The sequence below is a fragment of the Nocardioides sp. HB32 genome (genome assembly GCF_054058995.1).
The window spans coordinates 3,278,581-3,296,415 of sequence record NZ_JBSSBS010000001.1 but is presented as its reverse complement, the minus strand read 5'-3'; the positions used below and the strand labels follow the sequence as shown (position 1 = coordinate 3,296,415).

The window sequence follows — 17,835 nt, the reverse complement described above, 5'->3', positions numbered from 1 at the left end:
GGGGAAGGGCAGGATCGCGGCGTGTCCCAGCAGTCAGCAGCGCACACCCACGACACCGACCTCCTCGTCATCGGCGCCGGCCCCACGGGGCTCTTCGCCGCCTACTACGCGGGCTTCCGGGGGATGCGGATCGCGGTCGTCGACTCACTCCCGGAGCTCGGCGGCCAGATCACGGCCATGTACCCGGAGAAGCAGATCCTGGACGTCGCCGGCTTCCCGAGCATCAAGGGCCGCGACCTCGTCGAGGGTCTGGTGAGCCAGGCCGCGACCGGGAGCCCGGCGTACTTCCTCGACCGCACCGCGAGCACCCTCACCGAGCACGAGGAGGGCGTGGTCGTCGGCCTCGACGACGGCACGGAGATCCACGCGAAAGCGGTGTTGATCACCGCCGGGATCGGCAAGTTCAGCCCTCGGCCCCTGCCCGCCGGGGACGGCTGGCTCGGCCGCGGCCTGGAGTTCTTCGTGCCGAGCTTCGCGCCGTACGCCGGCAAGGACGTCGTCATCGTCGGCGGGGGAGACAGCGCCTTCGACTGGGCGCTCCACCTCGAGCCGGTCGCCCACTCGGTGACGCTCGTGCACCGGCGCGACGCGTTCCGCGCGCACCAGCGGACCGTCGAGGCCGTGCGCTCCTCGTCGGTCGAGATCGTCACGAGGGCGGAGGTCTCCGCGCTCAAGGGCAACGGCGTCCTGGAGTCGATCGACATCACCGTCGACGGCGAGGTCACCAACCGCCCGGCCCAGGCGGTCGTCGCCGCCCTCGGTTTCGTCGCCGACCTCGGTCCGCTCCAGCACTGGGGCATCGAGGTCGAGAAGCGGCACGTCGTCGTCGACTCCGCGATGCGCACCAACCTGCAGCGGGTCTTCGCGGCCGGCGACGTCACCGAGTACCCCGGCAAGGTCCGCCTGATCGCCGTGGGCTTCGGCGAGGCCGCCACCGCCGTCAACAACGCCGCGGTCGTCGTCGACCCGAGCGCCCACGTGTTCCCCGGTCACTCCTCGGAAGGAAGCTGAGCATGAAGATCAAGGTCGACTTCGACCTGTGCGAGTCGAACGCCCTGTGCGAGTCGCTCGCGCCCGAGGTGTTCGAGCTGGACGACGACGACTTCCTCCAGCTGCGCACCGAGGAGACGACGCCCGAGAACGTCGATGCCGTGAAGCGGGCCGTCGCGGCCTGCCCGCGCGCCGCCATCTCGCTGGAGGACTGACGTGGGAGACGTGTCCCTGGACGGCAAGGTCGCGGTCGTCACCGGAGCCGGTGCGGGCCTCGGCCGGGCCGAGGCCCTGGCGCTGGCCGACGCCGGGGCGCGGGTCGTGCTGAACGACCTGCCCGGCGGTGCCGACGAGGCCGCCGAGGAGATCCGCTCCCGCGGCGGGAAGGCGACGGTCGTCGCCGGCGACGTGGGGGAGCGGGCGACGGCCGACGCGATGGTCACCGCTGCCGTCGACGGCTTCGGTCGGCTCGACGTGGTCGTCAACAACGCCGGCATCACCCGGGACCGGATGCTCTTCAACATGTCGGACGAGGAGTGGGACCAGGTGGTGCACATCCACCTGCGCGGTCACTTCCTGCTCTCGCGCAACGCGGCGGCGTACTGGCGCGCGCAGGCCAAGGAGTCCGGCCCGGTCGGCGCGGCCGTGGTCAACACCGCCTCCGAGGCGTTCCTCTCCGGACCGCCCGGACAGGCCAACTACGGCGCCGCCAAGGCCGGCATCGCCGCGCTCACCGTCTCGACGGCGCGGGCGCTGGCCAGCAGCGGCGTGCGGGCGAACGCGATCTGCCCGCGCGCCCGGACCGCCATGACTGCGCAGGTCTTCGGCGCGGACGAGTCCGGGCTCGACGTCGACCCCTACTCACCCGACCACGTCGCACCGGTCGTGGCGTACCTCGCCTCCCCGGCGGCGGCGAACATCACCGGCCAGGTCTTCGTCGTGTACGGCGGCATGGTGGCCCTGGTCGCGGCGCCGGTGGTGGAGCAGCGGTTCGACAAGTCCGGCAACCTCTGGACGCTGGACGACCTGGACAAGCAGCTCGGCGGCTACTTCGACGGCCGGGACCCGGCCCAGGGCTTCGCCGCCGACTCGATCATGAAGCTGACGGTGTGAGATGAGCAGGCTCGAGGGCAAGGTCGCGATCGTCACCGGCGGCGCGATGGGACAGGGCGCGGGCATCTGCCGCGCGTTCGTGGCCGAGGGCGCGCGGGTGGTGGTCGCGGACATCGCCAAGGAGCAGGGTCAGGCGCTCGCCGACGAGCTCTGCGAGGTCTCCGGGGGCGCCAACGCCCACTTCGCCCACCACGACGTCAGCGACCAGGCGTCCTGGAGCACCCTGGTCGAGGACGCCAACCAGCGCTTCGGCCCGGTCAACGTGCTCGCGAACAACGCCGGGCTGCTGCGCTTCGGCGAGATCGAGACGATGCCGCTCGACGAGTTCGAGCTGCTGTTCCGGGTGAACCAGCTCGGCTGCTTCCTCGGCATGCAGGCGGTCACGCAGACGATGCGCACGAACGGCGGCGGCTCGATCATCAACGCCTCGTCGGTCGAGGGCCTGGCGGGCATGGCGAACTGCACTGCGTACGCCGCGACCAAGTGGGCGATCCGGGGCATGACCAAGTGCGCGGCGATGGAGCTCGGCCCGAAGCAGATCCGGGTGAACTCCGTGCACCCCGGCATGATCGACACCCCGATGACCCGGGTCCACGGCGGCGACGCCGCGATGGAGTTCGGCGCCTCGAAGGTGCCGCTGCGCCGGGTCGGCCACCCCGAGGACGTCGCACCGCTGTACGTCTTCCTGGCCAGCGACGAGTCGGCGTACATCAACGGCGCCGAGATCTCGATCGACGGCGGCGTCACCGCGACGCACGCGTTCGGCGGCTGAGGTGCCCAACCAGCGCGGCCAGGTCGTCATGTCGGACGACGAGGTCACGGAGTTCCTGGTCCAGCAGCGCTCGTCGACGCTCGCGACCCACGGCCCGCAGGGCCAGATCCACCTGGTCGGCATGTGGTACGCCGTGCTCGACGGCGAGATCTGGTTCGAGACCAAGAAGAAGGCGCAGAAGACCCTCAACCTGCGCCGGGACCCGCGCTGCTCGTTCCTCGTCGAGACCGGTCACACCTACGACCAGCTCCGCGGCATCGCGATCGAGGGCGAGGGTGTCGTCGTCGAGGACGAGGACGTCGTCTGGGACGTCTGCCTCAACATCTTCGAGCGCTACAACGGCGAGTACACCGAGGAGATGAAGCCGTTCGTGGAGTTCATGGCGCACAACCGTGCCGCGATCCGCCTCGACCGGCGACGGACCCGCTCCTGGGACCACCGCAAGCTCGGGCTCCCCGTGATGGAGCTCGGCGGATCGACCGCGGCGTACCTGGAGTGAGGGGCCACCGCTAGCCTTCCCCGGTGAGCACGCCGTCCGCCCCTGCGACGTCGGCGCGGCGCGTGCTCGGCGAGGTGGTGCGGTTCCTCCTGGTGGGCGGCCTCGCGACCGTCGTCTCCTTCGTGGGCTTCAACGCCCTCGTCCACGGACTGGCGCTGGGCTCGGCGCCCCTGCACGACCAGCCCCTGACGGCGTTCGTCCTGGTCAGCGTGCTGGCGGGCTGCGTGGCGTACGCCGGGATGCGCGCCTGGGCGTTCCGCGATCGCGAGATCGGCGACGCCTCGACCGGGCTCGTGCGGTTCTTCGGGCTCGGCGCGCTCACGATGGCGATCCCCGTGGTCTGCCTCTGGGTCAGCCGGCACGTGCTCGGGCAGGCCGGTCCGATCGCCGACAACCTGGCGGCCAACGTCATCGGCCTCGGCCTCGGCACCGCGACCCGGTTCTGGGTCTTCCGCCGGTTCGTGTTCGACCAGCCGGGCCCCGAGCCCTGCTCGAACGCCGCATGAGCCGCGGGGACCACGTCTACGTACGTCGGCGTCGGCACTACAGCCACCACGGGATCGACTGCGGCGACGGCACGGTCATCCAGTACGTCGGCGTACGCCGCTCGATCCGGCGCATCGTCCGGACGTCGTGGACGGAGTTCGCGGCCGGCGACGAGGTCCACGTGCGCTCGTACAAGGTCGGCCTGCCCGCGGACAAGATCGTGGCCAACGCCGAGTCGCTCCTCGGGACGGAGGGCTACCGCCTCGTCACGAACAACTGCGAGCACTTCGCGACCTGGTCGTCGACGGGCGCCAAGGCCAGCAGCCAGGTCCGGAAGTGGGCGGTCGCGGCGCCCGGGGCGGTCGCCTCGGTCGGCGCCGTCGACGCGGTCGGCGGGCACCTGATGGTGCTGGGCTCGCTGAGCATGGGCGTGTACGCGCTGGTGCGGCCGCTGCGGCGTCGCCGGGTCCAGGTCGCCTGACGCCGGCCGCGTCCCGGCCGCATCGGTGGGGGCGTAGGGTCGTGGGACGGAGCCGTTCAGGCTTCCTCTCAGAGAGATTCCCCATGAGCGACAAGTCGCCGCGGCAGAACATGTCCAAGAAGTCCGGGAAGTCCATCAAGGAGAAGCGCGCCGAGAAGCGCGGCAAGGGCGTCGAGGAGACGTTCTCCGACAAGGTCCACCCGGCGAAGAAGAAGTAGTGACGCTGCTGGGGCTCGGGGTCATCGGCTCGTCGGCCAAGGAGAACGAGCACCGGCTGCCGCTCCATCCCGAGCACATCCCGCACCTGGACCCCGACCTCCGGGCCCGGATGACGCTCGAGCACGGGTACGGCGCGCGGTTCGGTGTCTCGGACGAGTCCCTCGGCGACCACGTCGCCGGATTCGCGTCGCGCGCCGAGCTGCTGTCGGCCTCCGACGTCGTGCTGCTGCCCAAGCCGCAGCACGCGGACGTCGCCGCCCTGGGTCCGGGTCAGGTGCTGTGGGGCTGGCCGCACTGCGTCCAGGACCGTGAGCTCACGCAGCTCGCGATCGACCGGCGGCTGACCCTGATCGCCTTCGAGGCGATGAACCACTGGACCCGGGACGGCGGAGTCGGCCTGCACGTGTTCCACAAGAACAACGAGCTGGCCGGGTACTGCTCGGTGCTCCACGCGCTCCAGCTCGCGGGCATCACCGGTGACTACGGGCGACGCCTGACGGCAGTGGTGATCGGGTTCGGAGCGACCGCCCGGGGTGCGGTCACCGCGCTCAACGCGCACGGCGTCCACCAGGTCGCCGTGCTGACGAACCGGGGCGTGGCGGCGGTCGGGTCACCGATCCACTCCGTGCTGATCCGCCAGTTCGACCACGAGCCGGACGGCGAGCACCTGAGCCACGTCATCACCGAGCGCGGCCGCGAGCCGCTCGCGGCCTACCTGGCCGAGAACGATGTCGTCGTGAACTGCACCCTCCAGGACCCAGCGCACCCGCTCGTCTACCTCCAGACCGAGGACGTGGACGCGTTCCGTCCCGGCAGCGTGATCGTCGACGTCTCCTGCGACCTGGGGATGGGCTTCAGCTGGGCGCGACCGACGGGCTTCGAGGACCCCACCTTCCTGGTGGGGAACAACGTCCTCTACTACGCGGTGGACCACAGCCCGTCGTACCTGTGGGGCTCGGCGACCTGGGAGAACAGCAACGCACTGATCCCCTTCCTGCGTCCGGTGCTCGAGGGCCCCGCGGCCTGGGACGCGGACGAGACCCTGAGCCGGGCCATCGAGATCCGGGAGGGCCGGGTGGTCAACCCCGCGATCCTGGCGTACCAGGGCCGGTCCGCGGAGCCTCCGCACGTGCGAGTTGCGGTGCCCGAGTAGCGTCGAGAGCAACCGACCTGTCGGGCCAGCTCGTCGAGCTGCAGGACAGGACTGAAGGGCGGACGTCGTGCCGACGTCACCGACCACCTCCATTCCCGTCGCGACCGTGGAAGGGCGCGTGCCGCTGCGGCTCGAGCTCGACGACGATCCCGTCGGCTTCCTGCACGGCGCCTGGTGGCCCCGGTCCCGCGACCTCCAGCCCGAGGCCGCCGACCTGGTCGACCACTTCCCGGCCGCCGTGGGCAGGATCAATCGCCTGCTGATCTCGCGACCGGACTGGGACAGCCCGGCGGCCGACGGCCGGGCCCTCCGGCGGATCGTTGCGCGGCGCGGGCCGATCAAGGTCGGCTCGTTCCCCAGCGACGACACCCACCTGATGATCCTCACCATGGCCACGGGTCGGCGCCTGCGCCTCGTGGTCGTGCCCAGCGACCTCGACGATGCCGAGGGCGCGCGCCGGATGCGAGCGGTGGCCGAGCACGGCATGCCGGCCGGCACCGACGCCGACTGGGACCGCTGGGACGACGAGACGCCCGCGCACTGAGTGCGAGGCGCGCCTGCCCCCCCCGACGATTCCGGACACAGCGGGGCGGGAACGTGGCAGCATCGCGCCATGGGAGCGCGGAGGGTGGCGGCTGCGGCCGTCGCGTCGGGATGTGTGCTGGCCGGCCTGCTGACGAGCGGGGCCACCGCGGCAGGTCCCACGACGTACACGATCCGGCCGAGCGTGAACCAGCTCTACGTCCTGGATGCGACACCGGGCGCGGAGCTCTCGCTGGTGCACGACGGCGCGGTCGTCGGGACCGGCACCGTCGATTCCCTGGGCAGCCTGGCCTGGCGTGAGCTGGAGGCCGGCACCTACTCCGTGCGCGAGGAAGGGACGGAGTCCGGACCTGTCGCCGTCACCGACTTCGACGGCCAGCCCCCGGCGCAGTCGTTCTACGACGGCCAGACGCTGAGCAAGGGCTTCAACTACATCACCACGCGGGACGGGACGACGCTCTCGGCCGAGGTGTCGCTGCCGGGCGGCCCGGGCCCGTTCCCGACGGTCGTCGAGTACTCCGGGTACGACCCGAGCAACCCCGCGAACACGACGTTCGCCCAGCTCTTCAACAGCCTCGGCTTCGCGTACGTCGGGGTGAACGTCCGGGGCACCGGCTGCTCGGGCGGGGCGTTCATGACCTTCGAGCCGGTCCAGAGCGTCGACGGGTACGACGTCATCGAGACGGTGGCCGCCCAGCCCTGGGTCGCCGGCAAGGTCGGCATGGTCGGCATCTCCTACCCGGGCATCGAGCAGCTCTACGTCGCCCGCACCCAGCCGCCGGACCTGGCGGCGGTCACTCCGCTGTCGGTCATCGACGACACCTACCGCGGCACGCTGTACCCGGGCGGCATCCTCAACACCGGCTTCGCCGTCCCCTGGGCGAACGACCGGGCCGAGCAGGCGATGCCGTACGGCCAGCAGTGGAGCAAGGACCGGGCGGACGCCGGCGACACGGTCTGCGCCGACAACCAGCGGGTGCGCCTGCAGAACGTCGACCTCGGCAGCATGATCGAGGCGAACCCGTTCTACTCGCCGGAGATCGGCGACCCGATCAGCCCGAGCGTCTGGGCGCACGACATCGACGTCCCGGTCTTCATCGCCGGTGCCTGGCAGGACGAGCAGACCGGCGGCCACTGGCCGGCGCTGCTCGACGACCTCACCGGCTCGCCGCACGTGTACGCCAACCTGGTCAACGGGTCGCACATCGAGTCCCTGAGCCTGGGCATCTTCGGCCGGTACGCCGACTTCCTCGACCTGTACGTCGGGCACCGGGTGCCCGGCACGTCGAAGAACTTCGTCGCCCCGATCCTGGCGCAGTCGCTCACCGGGGTGGGCGGGCTCCAGCTCCCGAAGGGCATCGACTACTCCGGCCTGGACTACGCGCAGGCACTCGCGAAGTACGAGTCGCAGAAGCCGGTTCGGGTCCTCTTCGAGGAAGGCGCCGCAGCCGGGCAGCCGGCCGGTTCGCCGCTGCCGCGGTTCACCCGGACGTTCTCCTCCTGGCCGCTCGAGTCCGTCCGGCCGACGTCGTTCTACCTCTCGGGCCGCAGGCTGGGCGCCGCCCCGCCGAAGGACACCCAGCGGACCGGCCGGCGCAGCTACCGGGCGGACCCGTCGGCACTCCCGGCCACGGACTTCCCGGGCGGCAACATCTGGGCCGCGAACCCGACGTACGACTGGCGGCAGATCCCCGCGGGCAAGGGCCTCGGCTGGATCACGGCACCGTTGAGGAGGACGGTGGTCGCGGTCGGCACCGGGTCGGTGGACCTCTGGGTCCGCTCGTCGGCCCCGGACACCGACCTCGAGGCCACGCTGAGCGAGGTCCGGCCCGACGGCACCGAGGTCTACGTGCAGTCCGGGTGGCTGAGGGCCAGCCATCGCAAGCTGGACCTGACCCGCTCGACCCAGATCTCGCCCGTGCACACGGACCTCGCGTCGGACGCGGCCCCGTTGCCGGCCGGTGTGTGGACCAAGGTGCGGGTCGAGCTGTTCCCGTTCGCCCAACCCTTCCGGAAGGGCTCGCGTATCCGGCTCACGCTGGACGCCCCCGGCGGTGCCAAGCCGCTGTGGGCCTTCGACAGCACCGTCTCCCACGGTGAGCGGGTCCTCGTGGCAGCCGACCGCCGGCACCCGTCGCGCCTGGTCCTGCCGGTCGTCCCGGGCGTGCAGGTGCCCGCAACGGCGCCGGACTGCGCGTCGCTGCGCAGCCAGCCCTGCCGGACCTATCCCGGCTGAGCGGCCGGCGACCTCAGTCGCGTAGCAGCAGCTTGACCGCGACCTCGATCTGCTGACCGGTCTCGGCGGCGTTGGTGCGGCCGGTGACCCAGCCGACGAGCGCCGAGAGCCAGACGTCGCCGATCACGCGGGCGACCTGGACGTCCTCCTCGGTGACCTCGTCGTGACCGGTGGGGTACATCGCGCGGGTCAGCATCGCGGTGAGCAGCATGCCGACCTGGTGGATCTCGGCGGCGACGGAGGAGTCCGCGAACATGAAGGCCCTGGTGAGCGCCTCGGTGAGCTTCGGGTCGCTCTGCATGCCGCGGGTGGTCCGCTTGAGCACGGTGATGACGCGCTCGGCGGTCGTGTCGCCCTCGATCGGCCGGTCGCGGAGCGCCAGCTCGGTGCGCTCGAACTCGCGCTGCAGCGCGGACACCAGGAGGTGGATCTTCGAGGGGAAGTACCGGTACAGCGTGCCGAGGGCGACGTCGGCGCGCTCGGCGACCGCCCGCATCTGCACCGCGTCGAATCCGCCCTGTGACGCGAGCGCGATGGTCGCGTCGAGGATGCGCTTGCGTCGGTCGCGCTGGGCGGCGGAGCCCAGGTCCTCGACCGTCAGCGAGTTGGCGCTGCTCACACGGACCCCCATGGTGGTCTTCGGTTCGGAACTGGTGGCCCGTCGAGTCTAGAGAACCCCCGAGTGTTCCGTTGGTCAGGGCCATTAGGCTAGCAATTCATGGGCTAAAATAGGAACACGTTCCAGTTTGCCGGTACGGCGCGTCCCCCACGCCCGTCGTTCAGCCAGAGCCAGAGAGGGTGCGGATGCGGGTCGCGCTGTTGTCGTACCGGAGCAAGCCCCACTGCGGTGGTCAGGGCATCTACATCCGGCACCTGAGCCGGGAGCTGGTGGCCCTGGGCCACTCCGTGGAGGTGTTCTCCGGCCAGCCGTACCCGGAGCTCGACCCCGGCGTCGAGCTCACCAGGCTGCCGAGCCTGGACCTCTACCGCGAGCCGGACCCGTTCCGGGTGCCGAAGCTCAAGGAGTTCCGGGACCGGATCGACGTCGAGGAGTTCGCGACGATGTGCGCGGCGGGCTTTCCGGAGCCGAAGACGTTCAGCCTGCGTGCGGTCCGCGCCCTGAGGGACCGGGTCGACGACTTCGACATCGTCCACGACAACCAGGTGCTCGGCTACGGCATGCTCGAGATCGAGAAGCTCGGGCTGCCGCTGATCACCACGCTGCACCACCCGATCAGCTACGACCGCCGCATCGACATCGCCTCCACCCGGAACCCGTGGCGGAAGTTCACGCTGCGACGCTGGTACGGCTTCGTGAAGATGCAGGCGAAGGTCGCCCGGCAGGCACGCCGGATCCTGACGCCGTCGCAGACCTCCCGCCGCGACATCGCCCGCGACTTCGGCGTGGACCCGGCGAGGATGCAGGTCATCCTGCTCGGCGTCGACGACGCCTTCGTGCCGCCCACCAAGCCGCGCGTCCCGGGCCGGATCATGGCGATGGCCAGCGCGGACGCGCCGATGAAGGGCATCTCGACGCTGCTCGAGGCGTTCGCCAAGCTGCGCACCGAGCGCGACGTCGAGCTCGTGCTGGTCACCAAGCCGACGCCGGGCGGCCGCACCGAGCAGCTCATCGAGAAGCTCTCGATCGGCGACGCGGTCCGGTTCGTCCACGGCATCAGCGACGCCGAGCTGGTCGAGCTGATGGGCTCGGCGGAGCTGGCGTGCGTGCCGTCGCTGTACGAGGGATTCTCGCTGCCCACGGCCGAGCTGATGGCCTGCGGTACGCCGCTGGTCGTGTCCGACGCGGGCGCCATCCCCGAGGTGGTCGGCCCGGACGGGCTCTGCGCCGACCTGGTCACCCCGGGCGACGTGGGCGAGCTGGAGGGCGCGATCGCCGCGATGCTCGACGACCCGGACCGCCGGGTGCGGTACGGCCTCGCCGGGCGCAAGCGCGTCGAGGAGCTGTTCAGCTGGCGCGCGGTGGCCCAGAAGGTCGCCGCGGCCTACGAAGAAGTGATCGAGGACTACCGAGGAGAACAGCAGTGCTGACCGTTGACTTCGACCGGCTGGGGCTGCGCCCGGGTGACCGCGTGCTCGACATGGGCGCCGGCGGCGGGCGGCACGCCTTCGAGATGTACCGGCGCGGCGCCGACGTGATCGCGTTCGACATGGACGCCGACGAGCTGGCCGGGGTGCTGGAGATCTTCGGCGCGATGAAGGAGCAGGGCGAGGTCCCCGAGGGCGCCCAGGCCGACATCAAGCAGGGCGACGCGCTCGAGCTGCCCTTCGCGGACGGCGAGTTCGACCGGATCGTCGCCGCCGAGGTCCTCGAGCACATCCACGCCGACGTCGACGCGATCAAGGAGCTGGTCCGGGTCCTCCGCCCGGGGGGCACGCTGGCCATCTCGGTGCCGCGGTGGCTGCCCGAGGTCATCAACTGGAAGCTCTCCGACGACTACCACAACGCCGAGGGCGGGCACATCCGGATCTACACCGACCACGAGCTGGTCGACAAGGTGACCAAGGCCGGCCGCTACAACGACGGCACGCCCGGCGCCGCGATGGTCTTCGAGGGCAAGGAGTACGCCCACGGGCTGCACGCGCCGTACTGGTGGATCAAGTGCGCGGTCGGCGTCGACAACGACGACCACCCGGCCGCGAAGGCGTACCACAAGCTCCTGGTCTGGGAGATCATGAAGCAGCCCCGGGCGCTCCGGTACGCCGGCAAGGTCCTCGACCCGCTGATCGGCAAGAGCATGGTCCTGTACTTCCGCAAGCCGGACGTGGCATGAGCCTTCCCTACGTCGACGGCGTGCTGAGCCCCGGCCAGGTCGCGGACACCGCGGCGTCCATCGCGGCCATGCAGGAGCCGTGCGGGGCCGTCCCGTGGACCGTGGGCGAGCACGTCGACATGTGGAACCACGTCGAGGCCGCGATGGCCATGCTCGTCGGCGGCCAGGTCGAGGCGGCCGAGCGCGCCTACGCGTGGATGCCGGGCCTGCAGCGCGCGGACGGCTCGTTCCCGATGAAGATCGTGGCCGGTGAGCCCGAGGACGAGCGCGGGGACGTCAACATGTCGGCGTACCTCGCCGTCGGCGTCTGGCACCACTGGCTGGTGCGTCGCGACATCGGGTTCGTGCACCGGTACTGGCCGGTCGTGCGGTCGGCGCTGGACTGGGTCGTGGCGCAGCAGGTGTCGTGGGGCGGCATCAACTGGACGCCCACCGAGGACTTCTGCCTGCTCACGGGCAACGCGAGCATCTACCACTCGCTGCGCGCGGGGGTCGCGCTCGCCGACCTGCTCGACGACCCGCAGCCGGAGTGGGAGCTGGCCGGCGGCCGGCTCGGGCACGCCGTGCGCGAGCACCGCGACCTGTTCGAGGACAAGTCCGCGCACTCGATGGACTGGTACTACCCGGTCCTCGGCGGCGCGGTCCGGGGCCGCGACGCGTTCGAGCTGCTCGAGAGCCGGTGGGACGACTTCGTCCGGCCCGGTCTCGGGATCCTCTGCGTCGACACCAACCCGTGGGTGACCGGCGCCGAGACCTGCGAGCTGGCGCTGGCGCTCGACACGCTCGGCGACCACCGGCGCGCGCTGACGCTGCTGAAGGACATGCAGCACCTGCGCGAGGAAGACGGTCGCTACTGGACCGGCTGGGTCTACGACGACCACACCCAGACCGAGGAGCCGCGCGACGTCCACTGGCCGGTGGAGCACACGACGTACACCGCTGCGGCCGTGATCCTGGCGGTGGACGCGCTCGGCGAGGTCGCGGGGCACAGCACGGCCGGCTCGGGGATCATGCGCGGGACCTCGCTGGCGCCGCACTTCTCCGAGCTCGCGCTCGAGTGCGGCTGCCCGTCAGCCGACTCCGTCGCCGGCGTCACCGGCCGTCCGGCGTAGCACCCGCACCGAGCCCAGCGCCTCCACCTCGGTGAACGCACCGCCCTCGAGCGCGCGGAGGAACACGTGGTACGGCGGCTGCCCGCCGTCCGCCGGGTCCGGGAAGACGTCGTGGATCACGAGCAGGCCGCCACGCATGATCCACGGCGCCCAGCCGGAGTAGTCGTTCTGCGCGTGCTCCTCGGCGTGCCCGCCGTCGATGAACAGCAGGGACAGGGGAGTGCGCCAGAGGGCGCTGACCGTCGTCGACCGGCCGACGACCGCGACCACGACGTCCTCCAGCCCGGCACGCGCGATCGTCCGGCGGAAGACCGGCAGCGTGTCCATCAGCCCGGTCTCGTGGTCGACGAGCGAGGTGTCGTGGTGCTCCCAGCCGGCCTGGTTCTCCTCCGAGCCGCGGTGGTGGTCCACGGTGAACACTGTCCCGCCCACCTCGCGCGCGGCGGCGCCGAGGTAGATCGCGGACTTGCCGCAGTAGGTCCCGACCTCGAGCGCCGGACCGTGGGGAAGGCGCTCGCGGGCGTACCGGTGGAGCAGCAGGCCCTCGTCCCCGGGCATGAAGCCCTTGGCGTCGAGCGCGTGCGGCAGCAGGTCGGCGGGCATCTCGGTCACGGGGCCGGAGTCTAGTAGGATTGGAACACGTTCTAGTTTCGAGGAGCCGCATGTCCATCGGGATCTCCGACGAGCACGTCGAGCTCGCCTCAAGCCTGCGCAAGTGGGCGTCCGACCTGAAGGGCCGCGAGCTGGCTCGTGCGGCCGAGGACGACCCCGGCGAGACGTTCGCGAGCGCCTGGGGCGCGTTGGTGGAGATGGGCGTGCCGGGGATCGGCGTGCCGGAGTCCGCCGGCGGCGGGGGCGGCACGACCCTCGACGTCGCGGTGGCGCTCGAGGCCTGCGCCCACGAGCTCGTCCCCGGGCCGCTGCTCGGGCCGGCGGTCGCCGCCGCACTGCTCGACGGACTGCCGGAGGACGCGGTGGTCGGACTCGTGCTGGGCGAGGTCGTCTGGGACGCGCCGTCGGCGACCCACGTGCTCGCCGAGGTCGACGGCCGGTGGCGGCTGCTGCCCCGCGGCGCCGTCGAGCTGAGCCCGGTCCTCGGGCTGGACCTGTCCCGCCGCTTCGGCGGCCTGCGGGTGCTGGACCCGGCCGCCGGCGACCCCGTGGACGTGACGACCGGGCTGGTCCGGCGTACTGCCGTCACGCTCGCGGCCGCCGAGGCCGCCGGCGTCGCGCGCTGGTGCCTGGCGACCGCGGTGGAGTACGCCAAGGTCCGCGAGCAGTTCGGGCAGAAGATCGGCAGCTTCCAGGCGATCAAGCATCTGTGCGCCGAGATGCTGGAGACCGCCGAGTCGGTGACGGCGACCGCCTGGGACGTCGCGGCCGTGGCCGGGGGAGATGAGGAGCAGTGGGCGTTCGCGGCCGACGTCGCCGCGGCGATCGCCTTCGACGGCGCGGTCGCGGTCGCCAAGGCCTGCATCCAGGTCCTCGGGGGCATCGGCTTCACCTTCGAGCACGACGCGCACCTCTACCTGCGTCGCGCGCTGACGCTCCGGGCGCTGGTCGGCGACCGCGACGAGGCGGCCGAGCGGCTGACCGCCGCGGCGGTCTCGGGCGTACGACGGCGCGTCGAGCTCGACCTGGAGGGACGCGACGAGCCGCTCCGGGAGGAGATCCGCGAGAACGTCGAGGGGATCGCGGCGCTGCCGGAGGACGAGCGGCGGGCCGCGTTCGTCGAGACCGGGTACCTGGCGCCGCACTGGCCGGCGCCGTACGGCCTCGGTGCGGACCCGGTGGCCCAGATCGTGATCGACCAGGAGCTCGCCCGGGCCGGCGTGGGTCGTCCGGACATCGTGATCGCGGGCTGGGCGGTGCCGACGATCCTGGAGCACGGCACCGACGAGCAGCGGGAGCGGTTCGTGCGGCCCTCGCTGCTCGGCGACCTGGTCTGGTGCCAGCTCTTCTCCGAGCCCGGTGCGGGATCGGACCTGGCGTCGCTCCGCACGAAGGCCGAGAAGGTCGACGGCGGCTGGCGGCTGACCGGCCAGAAGGTCTGGAACTCGGTCGCCGAGCGCGCCGACTGGGGCATCTGCCTCGCCCGCACCAACCCCGAAGCCAAGAAGCACCAGGGGATCACCTACTTCCTCGTGGACATGAGGAACAGCGACGGCATCGAGGTCCGTCCGCTGCGCGAGATCACGGGCAAGGCGCTCTTCAACGAGGTGTTCCTCGACGAGGTCTTCGTGCCCGACGACCTCGTGGTCGGTGACGTGGACGACGGGTGGAAGCTGGCCCGGACCACCCTCGCCAACGAGCGCGTCGCGATGGGCTCGACCCGGCTGAGCCACAGCGTCGAGCGGGCGGTCGGGATCGCCGGGGACGGGGTCACGGCGGCGCAGCGGGTCCGCGTCGGCCACGCCGTCGCGCTGTCCACCGTCTGCTCGCTGCTGGGGGTGCGCTCGACGATGCGTTCGCTCGCCGGTCAGGGCCCGGGCGCGGAGTCGAGCGTGGCCAAGCTGCTCGGCGTACGGAACCGCCAGGACGGTGCGGAGCTGGTGGTCGAGCTGCACGGGGACCGGATCCTGCTCGACGCCGACGACCGCCTGGCGGCCGACGTGTGGGAGCTGCTCAACACCCGGTGCCTGTCGATCGCCGGCGGTACGACGCAGATCCTCCGCAACGTGGTCGGCGAGCGCATCCTGGGGCTCCCACGCTGAACAGTCGGCTGAGTGCCGGGCGAAGGACTCGGCCTTCCTCCGTTTTTCCCCCTTATGGGTTGCGCGACAGTTCCGCGACCGGAGTTACGCTGGCCAGACCATGCCGACCGTGCGACCGCTGCGCCTGGCGCTGACAGCGACGCTCACGCTCGTGAGCGTCGCTGTCGTCGTGCACCCGTGGACGAGTCAGCCGTCCGTCCAGCAGGTGACCGGCCCGATCGACACGCTGGTCACGACCGCGGAGCCCTCGTCGCCCGCACTGCCCGCACTGCCGCCGCTCCCGGTGACCGCGGGCGGCCGGGTCGACGCCGCCCGGGACGTGGCCCCGGCGGCCGCGACGCCGTCCGGCGACATCCCGCTCACGGCGATGCTCGCCTACCAGCGCGCGGCGACCGTCGTCGACCAGGTCGACGGCACCTGCGGGCTGTCCTGGACGCTGCTGGCCGCCGTCGGAGGCGTCGAGTCCGACCACGGCCGGTTCGGCGGCGCCGTGCTCGGTGACGACGGCGTCTCGGCCCCGCTGATCCGCGGTGTCGCGCTGAACGGTGCCGGCGATGTCGCCCGGGTGACCGACACCGACGCCGGACGCCTGGACGGCGACCGGCGCTGGGACCGCGCGGTCGGCCCCATGCAGTTCCTCCCCTCGACCTGGACCAGCGTCGGGGTGGACGCCGACGGCGACGGCAAGCGCTCCGCCGACGACCTCGACGACGCCGCTCTCGGTGCCGCGGTGTTCCTCTGCTCCGCGCCCGGCACGCTCGACACCCGAGCCGGTGTCCGGACCGCGCTGCACCGCTACAACCCGTCGGCGGCGTACGTCGCCCGGGTGATGGCGCTCGCGCACGCGTACCGCACCGGCGACTACACGCTCCCCACCCCGTCCGACGGCCCGAGCATCATCGCGCGCGCGGCGGCGCCGCTGCCGACCGCGGGGCATCCCGGAGCCAGCCAGCACGAGCAGCACGCCGCAGGCCAGCAGCACTCCGCCCAGACCGGCAGCGGGCACCAGGGCAACGGTCACCAGACGGAGCCGGCCCCGCAGCCCACGCCCGACCCGACCCCCGACCCGACCCCCGACCCGACGCCCGACCCGACGCCCGACCCGTCCACCGGCCCGGCTCCTCCGACCGAGCTCACCGGCGTGCTGCAAGCCTGCGGCACCGAGGCCGAGCCGGCCTGGTGCGTGGACGACACGGTCCTCGACGTCGGCGACGCCGCCTACCTGGCCGCCCACGCGCTGGCCGACTTCGACGCCGACGGCACGACCGAGACGAACGCCGATGAGCTCGCCGGACTCGCCGGCGCCGAGGTCACCGTCACGGTCGCGTCGGCCGGCGACGCGCCGGCGGTGCTGCTGGCGCTCGGCGACGACGACTACGTCGTGGCCGAGGACTCCGACCGCGGCCGCTGATCACGCGCGCGCCGCCAGCCGTTCCAGTGCCAGTGCAGGTACCGGTCGATCGCCCGCACCACGTGCGCGCTGCGGATCGACGGGAACACGTCGAAGGCGTGCTGGGCGCCCGGCAGCTCGGCGTACACGACGGTGGCCCCTGACCTCTCGCGCAGCCGCTGCACGAAGAGCCGGGCCTGCTCGACCGACACGAGTGAGTCGTGCGCGCCGTGCAGGACGAAGAAGTCCGGCGCCTCGTCGGTGATCCGCAGCAGGGGGGTCCCGGCCTCGAAGACCTTGGGGGTCTCGGCCCAGGTGCGCCGGACGACCCGGGGTGCCAGGAAGCGGTCCCGCATCTGTTCGGCGCTGCGCAGGCCCGTGGAGCCGGCGAAGTCGTACACCCCGTAGTGCGGGACCGCGACGGCCACGCTGGTGTCCGCCTCCTCGAAGCCGGGCTGGTACGCCGGGTCGTTCGGGGTGACCGCGGCCAGGGCCGCCAGGTGGCCGCCGGCCGAGCCGCCGGTGATGGCGAGGTACTCCGGGTCGCCGCCGTACTCCTCGATGTTCCCGCGGATCCAGGCGATCGCGCGCTTCACGTCGATGATCTGGGCCGGGAACGGGTCCCGGGGCGCGAGGCGGTAGTTGATGGCGACGCACACCCAGCCCTTCGCGGCGAGGTGCTGCATCAGCGGGATGCCCTGCTGGTCCTTGGTGCCGATCGTCCAGGCGCCGCCGTGCACCTGGAGCAGGACCGGCGCGGCCTCCTGCCCGCGACGATCGCCGGCGGCCGGCCGGTAGACGTCGAGCAGGCCGCGCTTGCCGTGCTCGGGCGCGTAGGCGATGTCCTTCTCGACGACCACGTCGGCGTTGCGCATCCGGAACGGGTTCACCAGCTTCCGCCACGGGGTGGCGAGCTCGGCCGGAGTCGGCAGCTCGTCGAGCTGCTCGGCGTAGTCCGCGCCGATGCCCTCGGCCAGCGCGTCCTCGGCGTCCTTCTGCACGCGGCGGGCCTGGTCGACGAGGTAGGCCTGACCGGCCAGGTTGAGCGCGGCCAGGGCCAGCCCGCCGCGGCCGCGCGGGCGGCGTACGGCGTGCAGGGCGGTGTCGGCAGCCGTCAGGCCGAGCAGGTGGGGGGCGAGCTCGGTGGTGAGCCAGCCGGCCGCGAACGACGGGATGGCGGTGCGGTAGCCGGGCAACGGGCGGATCGCGTTCGCCGTCAGGGCGGCGGTCACGAGCTGGCGGCGCAGGAACGACATGTCAGCCAATCTAGGAGGGGGTCGATCCGGGAGCAGGACTGAGAGTGTGGTCACGCGTGTCGTCGGCGTGCGACCCTCG

General features: G+C 72.0%; 19 protein-coding genes. 16 read left to right on the top strand and 3 right to left on the bottom strand.

Annotation, left to right across the window (positions count from 1 at the left end):
• Window positions 1-21 precede the first annotated feature (21 nt).
• The 11 genes from ACVW2K_RS16685 to ACVW2K_RS16635 all read left to right on the top strand — a co-directional run bounded on the left by ACVW2K_RS16685 (window position 22) and on the right by ACVW2K_RS16635 (window position 8,492).
• On the top strand, window positions 22-1,011 hold the full coding sequence (locus ACVW2K_RS16685; RefSeq protein WP_457203276.1) for an NAD(P)/FAD-dependent oxidoreductase: 990 nt from the start codon (window positions 22-24) through the stop codon (window positions 1,009-1,011).
• 2 nt (window positions 1,012-1,013) lie between these two features.
• The gene (locus tag ACVW2K_RS16680; protein WP_028638127.1) at window positions 1,014-1,205 is read left to right on the top strand and encodes a ferredoxin; all 192 of its coding nucleotides are present in this window, start codon (window positions 1,014-1,016) and stop codon (window positions 1,203-1,205) included.
• A 1-nt stretch (window position 1,206) separates the two neighbouring features.
• On the top strand, window positions 1,207-2,103 hold the full coding sequence (locus ACVW2K_RS16675; RefSeq protein WP_457203275.1) for a 3-oxoacyl-ACP reductase: 897 nt from the start codon (window positions 1,207-1,209) through the stop codon (window positions 2,101-2,103).
• 1 nt (window position 2,104) lies between these two features.
• Window positions 2,105-2,875, top strand: a complete 771-nt coding sequence (locus ACVW2K_RS16670; protein ID WP_457203274.1) for an SDR family NAD(P)-dependent oxidoreductase — start codon at window positions 2,105-2,107, stop codon at window positions 2,873-2,875.
• Window position 2,876: 1 nt separating this feature from the next.
• The gene (locus ACVW2K_RS16665; RefSeq protein ID WP_028638130.1) at window positions 2,877-3,374 is read left to right on the top strand and encodes a pyridoxamine 5'-phosphate oxidase family protein; all 498 of its coding nucleotides are present in this window, start codon (window positions 2,877-2,879) and stop codon (window positions 3,372-3,374) included.
• 23 nt (window positions 3,375-3,397) lie between these two features.
• The gene (locus ACVW2K_RS16660; protein ID WP_457203273.1) at window positions 3,398-3,880 is read left to right on the top strand and encodes a GtrA family protein; all 483 of its coding nucleotides are present in this window, start codon (window positions 3,398-3,400) and stop codon (window positions 3,878-3,880) included.
• Complete coding sequence (locus ACVW2K_RS16655; protein WP_457203272.1) at window positions 3,877-4,341, top strand: lecithin retinol acyltransferase family protein; 465 nt, start codon at window positions 3,877-3,879, stop codon at window positions 4,339-4,341. The genes ACVW2K_RS16660 and ACVW2K_RS16655 overlap by 4 nt, the downstream gene beginning before the upstream one ends.
• An 83-nt stretch (window positions 4,342-4,424) precedes the next feature.
• A complete protein-coding gene (locus tag ACVW2K_RS16650; protein ID WP_269320359.1) occupies window positions 4,425-4,559 on the top strand; it encodes a hypothetical protein in 135 nt (44 codons plus the stop codon).
• The gene (locus ACVW2K_RS16645) at window positions 4,559-5,713 is read left to right on the top strand and encodes a N(5)-(carboxyethyl)ornithine synthase (protein ID WP_457203271.1); all 1,155 of its coding nucleotides are present in this window, start codon (window positions 4,559-4,561) and stop codon (window positions 5,711-5,713) included. Before ACVW2K_RS16650 ends, ACVW2K_RS16645 begins: the two co-directional genes overlap by 1 nt.
• A 118-nt stretch (window positions 5,714-5,831) precedes the next feature.
• On the top strand, window positions 5,832-6,257 hold the full coding sequence (locus tag ACVW2K_RS16640) for a DUF5994 family protein (protein ID WP_457203270.1): 426 nt from the start codon (window positions 5,832-5,834) through the stop codon (window positions 6,255-6,257).
• Between the two features lie 69 nt (window positions 6,258-6,326).
• A complete protein-coding gene (locus tag ACVW2K_RS16635; RefSeq protein ID WP_457203269.1) occupies window positions 6,327-8,492 on the top strand; it encodes a CocE/NonD family hydrolase in 2,166 nt (721 codons plus the stop codon).
• Window positions 8,493-8,505: 13 nt separating this feature from the next.
• Here ACVW2K_RS16635 and ACVW2K_RS16630 read toward each other — a convergent pair whose 3' ends face one another.
• Window positions 8,506-9,111, bottom strand: a complete 606-nt coding sequence (locus ACVW2K_RS16630) for a TetR family transcriptional regulator (protein WP_231496245.1) — start codon at window positions 9,109-9,111, stop codon at window positions 8,506-8,508.
• Window positions 9,112-9,296: 185 nt separating this feature from the next.
• Between ACVW2K_RS16630 and ACVW2K_RS16625 the strand changes: the two genes are divergently transcribed.
• The 3 genes from ACVW2K_RS16625 to ACVW2K_RS16615 are packed head-to-tail and all read left to right on the top strand — an operon-like array spanning window position 9,297 to window position 12,396.
• Window positions 9,297-10,541: a glycosyltransferase family 4 protein gene (locus ACVW2K_RS16625; RefSeq protein WP_457203268.1), complete on the top strand. Its 1,245-nt coding sequence runs from the start codon at window positions 9,297-9,299 to the stop codon at window positions 10,539-10,541.
• Window positions 10,535-11,284, top strand: coding sequence for a class I SAM-dependent methyltransferase (locus tag ACVW2K_RS16620; protein ID WP_028638136.1), 750 nt, complete (start codon window positions 10,535-10,537; stop codon window positions 11,282-11,284). The genes ACVW2K_RS16625 and ACVW2K_RS16620 overlap by 7 nt, the downstream gene beginning before the upstream one ends.
• Window positions 11,281-12,396, top strand: a complete 1,116-nt coding sequence (locus ACVW2K_RS16615) for a prenyltransferase (protein ID WP_457203267.1) — start codon at window positions 11,281-11,283, stop codon at window positions 12,394-12,396. Before ACVW2K_RS16620 ends, ACVW2K_RS16615 begins: the two co-directional genes overlap by 4 nt.
• Here the strand turns inward: ACVW2K_RS16615 and ACVW2K_RS16610 are convergent.
• The gene (locus ACVW2K_RS16610) at window positions 12,355-12,999 is read right to left on the bottom strand and encodes a class I SAM-dependent methyltransferase (protein WP_457204083.1); all 645 of its coding nucleotides are present in this window, start codon (window positions 12,997-12,999) and stop codon (window positions 12,355-12,357) included. The two genes, ACVW2K_RS16615 and ACVW2K_RS16610, sit on opposite strands and share 42 nt — an antisense overlap.
• 59 nt (window positions 13,000-13,058) lie before the next feature.
• Between ACVW2K_RS16610 and ACVW2K_RS16605 the strand changes: the two genes are divergently transcribed.
• Both ACVW2K_RS16605 and ACVW2K_RS16600 read left to right on the top strand, forming a co-directional pair.
• A complete protein-coding gene (locus ACVW2K_RS16605) occupies window positions 13,059-15,110 on the top strand; it encodes an acyl-CoA dehydrogenase family protein (RefSeq protein WP_457203266.1) in 2,052 nt (683 codons plus the stop codon).
• Between the two features lie 100 nt (window positions 15,111-15,210).
• Entirely contained in the window at window positions 15,211-16,521 is a 1,311-nt protein-coding gene (locus ACVW2K_RS16600; RefSeq protein WP_457203265.1) for a lytic transglycosylase domain-containing protein, read from the top strand.
• Here ACVW2K_RS16600 and ACVW2K_RS16595 read toward each other — a convergent pair.
• Entirely contained in the window at window positions 16,485-17,756 is a 1,272-nt protein-coding gene (locus ACVW2K_RS16595; protein ID WP_457203264.1) for an alpha/beta hydrolase fold domain-containing protein, read from the bottom strand. The genes ACVW2K_RS16600 and ACVW2K_RS16595 overlap by 37 nt on opposite strands.
• Window positions 17,757-17,835: the final 79 nt, after the last annotated feature.